At 69.0% G+C, this 4,133-nt stretch carries 5 protein-coding genes; 3 read left to right on the top strand and 2 right to left on the bottom strand.

Annotated features, from left to right (window positions below; all coding sequences use genetic code 11):
- Positions 1 to 328: 328 nt before the first annotated feature.
- From IF47_RS0126470 to IF47_RS31810, 3 genes are all read left to right on the top strand, one after another.
- Entirely contained in the window at positions 329 to 1,456 is a 1,128-nt protein-coding gene (locus IF47_RS0126470; RefSeq protein WP_031511533.1) for a tyrosine-type recombinase/integrase, read from the top strand.
- Complete coding sequence (locus IF47_RS0126465; protein WP_031511532.1) at positions 1,453 to 1,797, top strand: helix-turn-helix domain-containing protein; 345 nt, start codon at positions 1,453 to 1,455, stop codon at positions 1,795 to 1,797. The genes IF47_RS0126470 and IF47_RS0126465 overlap by 4 nt, the downstream gene beginning before the upstream one ends.
- An 838-nt stretch (positions 1,798 to 2,635) precedes the next feature.
- Positions 2,636 to 3,232, top strand: a complete 597-nt coding sequence (locus IF47_RS31810) for a hypothetical protein (RefSeq protein WP_245641256.1) — start codon at positions 2,636 to 2,638, stop codon at positions 3,230 to 3,232.
- Positions 3,233 to 3,291: 59 nt separating this feature from the next.
- On the opposite strand, the gene IF47_RS0126455 is transcribed toward IF47_RS31810, so the two are convergent.
- Together IF47_RS0126455 and IF47_RS31310 are read right to left on the bottom strand one after the other, a co-directional pair.
- Positions 3,292 to 3,765, bottom strand: a complete 474-nt coding sequence (locus IF47_RS0126455; RefSeq protein WP_169745247.1) for a hypothetical protein — start codon at positions 3,763 to 3,765, stop codon at positions 3,292 to 3,294.
- The coding region (locus tag IF47_RS31310; RefSeq protein ID WP_245641255.1) for a DUF6228 family protein at positions 3,762 to 4,133 on the bottom strand (372 nt) is incomplete at its 5' end. The genes IF47_RS31310 and IF47_RS0126455, both read right to left, overlap by 4 nt.

Here is a 4,133-nt window from a genome sequence, read left to right as displayed (position 1 = left end):
TGACCGCCGTGAAGGAGACCCCCGCCCGATGACCACCACACCCGCCGCGACGACGGTCCGGGACCCGGACCGGGCGCTGGACCAGGCCGTGACCGGCCTCGAAGCGCAGCTTATTGGAGTACGCGCGGGTTCCCGGAGGCCTCCCAGTGGCCGTGAATCCGCATTTCAGCTGGTAGATCGCCCTGTGTGGGTTGTTCACTCGTTGGCGTGAGATCTCAGCAGTAACTCGCAGATTTTGCGAGTGGTCGCCGTAATCTGCGGCTTCGTGTCAGATTTCGAAAGTCGCGTGCTGACGCTCGTGCGCCCTGGGCGAGAACCGGCCGTGCCGGTGGATCCGGCCGCGGTGTCGGTCGAGTCCGGTCTCGCGGACGTCGTCACCCTTCAGCGGCGCCGCCAGGCCCGCATCTCGGAGCACGACGAGGAGAGCTTCTTCCTCGACACGCTGTCCGAGTACCAGTGGGCGAGGGACGCGGCCGGCCTGGCACCGACGACACTCGACGGGCTGATCAAGCCGGTGATCGAGGTCTGCGAGTTCTACGGCACGGTGCCGTGGCAGCTCTCGTCCCGGGAGGTCGACCGGTACTTCGCCGGTGCGGGCAAGCGGGCGCCGTCGACCCTGCGCGGCAAGATCAACAAGATCGACGCCTACTTCGCGTTCCTCGAACAGCGCTATGCCGGCGAGATCATGCGCCGCTTCGGCCACGCCGTCGAGTCGCCGATCGACCCGTTCAACCGGCCCCGGCACCGCGGCGACTTCGGCTTGCGTGTCCCGCCCTCGCAGACGGCGATGCGGGACTTCTTCGGCCGCTGGCGCGAGGACCTGCCAGGCGCAAGGAAGTACCTGGTTGCCTGCCGCGACTACGTGATGACGAAGATCGCGTACCTGTCCGGAGTCCGGGCCAACGAGCTGTGCGGGGTGTGCATGGGCGACCTGCACTGGGAGCACGGCCAGTGGGGCCGCTTCGTCGTAGTCGGCAAGGGAGCCGGCGGGTCGGGGCCCCGGCCGCGCGAGGCGTACATGTTCCAGGAGGGCCGGGCCCTCCTGTGGTGGTACATCGAGGAGATCCGCGGCGAGTTCGGCGACGACGCCGAGCACCCGAAGGCGCCGCTGTGGCCGTCGGAGCGCAAGCCCACCACGGTCGCGGCGCTGAACCTGCCGATCGCCCCGGCGATCGTCCCCTCGACGTTCCGCCGGGCCCTGCACAACGCGGCCGGCACCTATCTGACCGGGCCGGTCACCGACCTGTTCCCGCACCTGTTGCGTCACGCCTGCGCGACCCACAACTACGAGCGCGGGATGACGTTGTGGGAGGTGCAGAAGGTCCTCGGACACGCCTGGGCCACCACGACACTCCGGTACATGGCGACCGCGCACGCCGACCCGGAGCACGCGAATCTGGCCGCCAGCGCCCGGGCGGCCCAACGACTGGTGATGGACAAGGGGAGCCTGCGGTGAAGTGGAATCTGCGGATGGTCGCCGCCCAACGGGACCTATGGCGGCCGACCGAAGTGCTGGCCGCGTTCCAGCAGGTCGGGTTCAACCCGTCGCTGAGCAAGGTCGCCGCGCTGTGGAGCGGCACGCCGGTCACGGTGCGTCTGGATGACCTGGACCTGATGTGCGCGGCGCTCGACTGCACGGTCGCCGACCTGCTCCAGGCCGAGCCCGTCGCCGGCGCGCAGGCCGCCCGGGACTCCGGCCAGCTGGCGGTCGGCGCCGAGGGGCGGGAGCCTGGGCCGGTGAGGCCCGTTCCCCGTACCCGCCACGGCGGCGGGCCGCGTTCCCTGCCGCCGAGCTGAGGAACGGGCATGGCGAAGAGGACGGGGCGTGCCCGCAGCTGCGAGATGTGCTTGAGCTGGTCGGTGCTGTATGGGCGCCGGATCTGCCACGGCTGCGAGCACTGGAAATACGATTACCCCGCACGCGGGGTGTGCCCGCGATGCCGACACGAGGCCCACCTCAACACCGAGGGCCTATGCAAGTCCTGCCTTCAAGCGATCCGGGCCGAGGACGACGCGGAATGGGCGCTGGCCGTCCCCGGGGCACGACCGCGTGCCCTTCAGCTCACGATCGGCACCTACCGCCACTACGCGACGCAGGCCCGCAAGATCGTGCGCGGTGAGAGTGGCGGGCGTGGGGTGAACGCCAGGTGGAGACGCATGCTGAGTCAGCAGTGCGAAGAGCCGACCGGTGCGGCGGTACTGGAGCCGCAGGTGTGGGGCCAGCTTCCCCTGTTCACGTTGCCGCGCACCCTCACCAACGCCACGGTCCGTGCTCTCGCCACCCGGACGGTCTCCGGCTGGGACCAGGCCCAACCCGTGCTGGAGGCGTTGACGGCCGAGCGCCGCTTGACCAGGGCCTGGTACTACCTGGCCGCCAAGATGGTTCGCCTCGCTCTGGCCGTGCGCGAGGCGGACGGCGGCGAGACGGCCCCCGAGACGCTGTTGCGGGACCTGCCGACGAACGGTGACACGGTCTGCCTGGTCCTGCTACGCGCCGGCCTGCTGGCCGCGCCTCAACCCCGACATCTCTCCCGGGTCGGTCAACCTCAGACCCCCGATGTCGCCGCAGTCCCGAACTCATGGTTCGCACCGCGCCAGTGCTGCGACTGCCAAGCCTGGATGCCCGGGAGGCGGCATGCGGGATTCCTCTGCGACCCCTGCCGGTATTGGCGGGAGCGACAACAGCCTGGCGACTGTACGCGCTGCCGCCGGGACGGGCTGCCACTGCGTGCCGGCCACTGCCGCACCTGCCATCCCCATCGCGACCCCGTTCGCGCGGCTCACCATCGCCTTGGCCGCCATCCACGCCGTCCCCGCCACCGAGATCCGCACCGCGCGCACCGCCGACCTGGACCTCGCCCGAGGGACCCTCGAACTGCGCCGCGGCCTACTGCGGCACACCCTCTACCTGGAAGAACTCACCCACCACCTCACCGCCGACTGGCTGACCTACCGCCACCAACGCTGGCCCGCCTCCGCCAACCCCCACCTGCTGGTCAGCCAGAAAACCGCACTCGACCCAGACCACCCGGCCGTGCACAGGAACACTCTGCAACAAGTTCTGCCCAAGGGCCTGACCCTCGACAGACTGCGCCGGGACCGCATCCTCGACGAGGCCCTCACCACCGGCGACCCGCTCAAGCTCATGAGGCTCTTCGGCATCACCGAACAGACCGCCATGCGCTACGTCGGCACCGCCTACCCGGAGCGAACCGCGAAGCTACCCCGGTAGCCGGACGTCCCACCGGCGACCAGCGTGTCTCAGCCAACTGGAGAGCGAGCTTCTGCGGGCTATGCGTCGTCGCGCCGGCGGCGAGCGTGCCAGAGGCGTCTGAGAGCTTCGAGCTCGATTCGAGGGAAGTGCTCGCCCCATTTGCTGCGGTAGCTGCTCTCACCATAGGACCGAGCCACCTCGTCGAAGCAGCGGATCACAGCTCGGACGAGTGCGTCGACGGGGAGCTGAGCCGACCAGACCTCGGTGCCCTTGTTGTCGTGGTCGCTGCCGTGTCGCAGCTCTAGCACGCGAACCCAGCTGTCGTCGCCTTCGCGATAGAAGATCCAGCGGTAGGCCGTTGGCTCGGCTTCGAACTGTGCGCGGGCCTCCGTCTCGCCGGCGATGAGCCGGGCCAAGGCAGTCAGCAAGTCCTCCGGAGCACTGGTGATGTAGGACGCGGTGAGTTCCGCTTTCGCTTGGTGATTCTCTACGGTGCAGTTGACCCAGCCGTGTCCATCCAGCGTCCAGGTCATGCGCATGTCTGCTGTCACGGCTGCTCTCCGGAGAGAAAGCCCTCGACGTCAGACGCCAGGGACGACATCTGCTCTCCAGCCTCCAGCCAAGTGGTCACCGAGGCAGCCCATCCTCCCGTGGCGTTCGGCCAGGGGCGCAACGTCCAGGTCAACCCGACATGGCCGCCGGTCCGAAAGACGGCGGACACCGCCAAGTCCCCGTCGAAGGTCTGCCAGACCCGCTCGCCTTCCCAGCCCTGGTAATCCGCAGCCAGCCCGGCGACGAAGGCCGCAAGATCAGCGTCCCAGTGAACCGCTCCGGGTCTGATGGAGGCTCGATTCCCTGAGAGGATCGAGTCATGGCACGTCCGTCCCCCTACCCTGCCGAGCTTCGTGAACGTGCGGTG

It is taken from the genome of Streptomyces megasporus, assembly GCF_000718985.1.
Taxonomy (GTDB): Bacteria; Actinomycetota; Actinomycetes; order Streptomycetales; family Streptomycetaceae; genus Streptomyces; species Streptomyces megasporus.
This window is presented reverse-complemented; position numbering and strand designations above follow the sequence as displayed.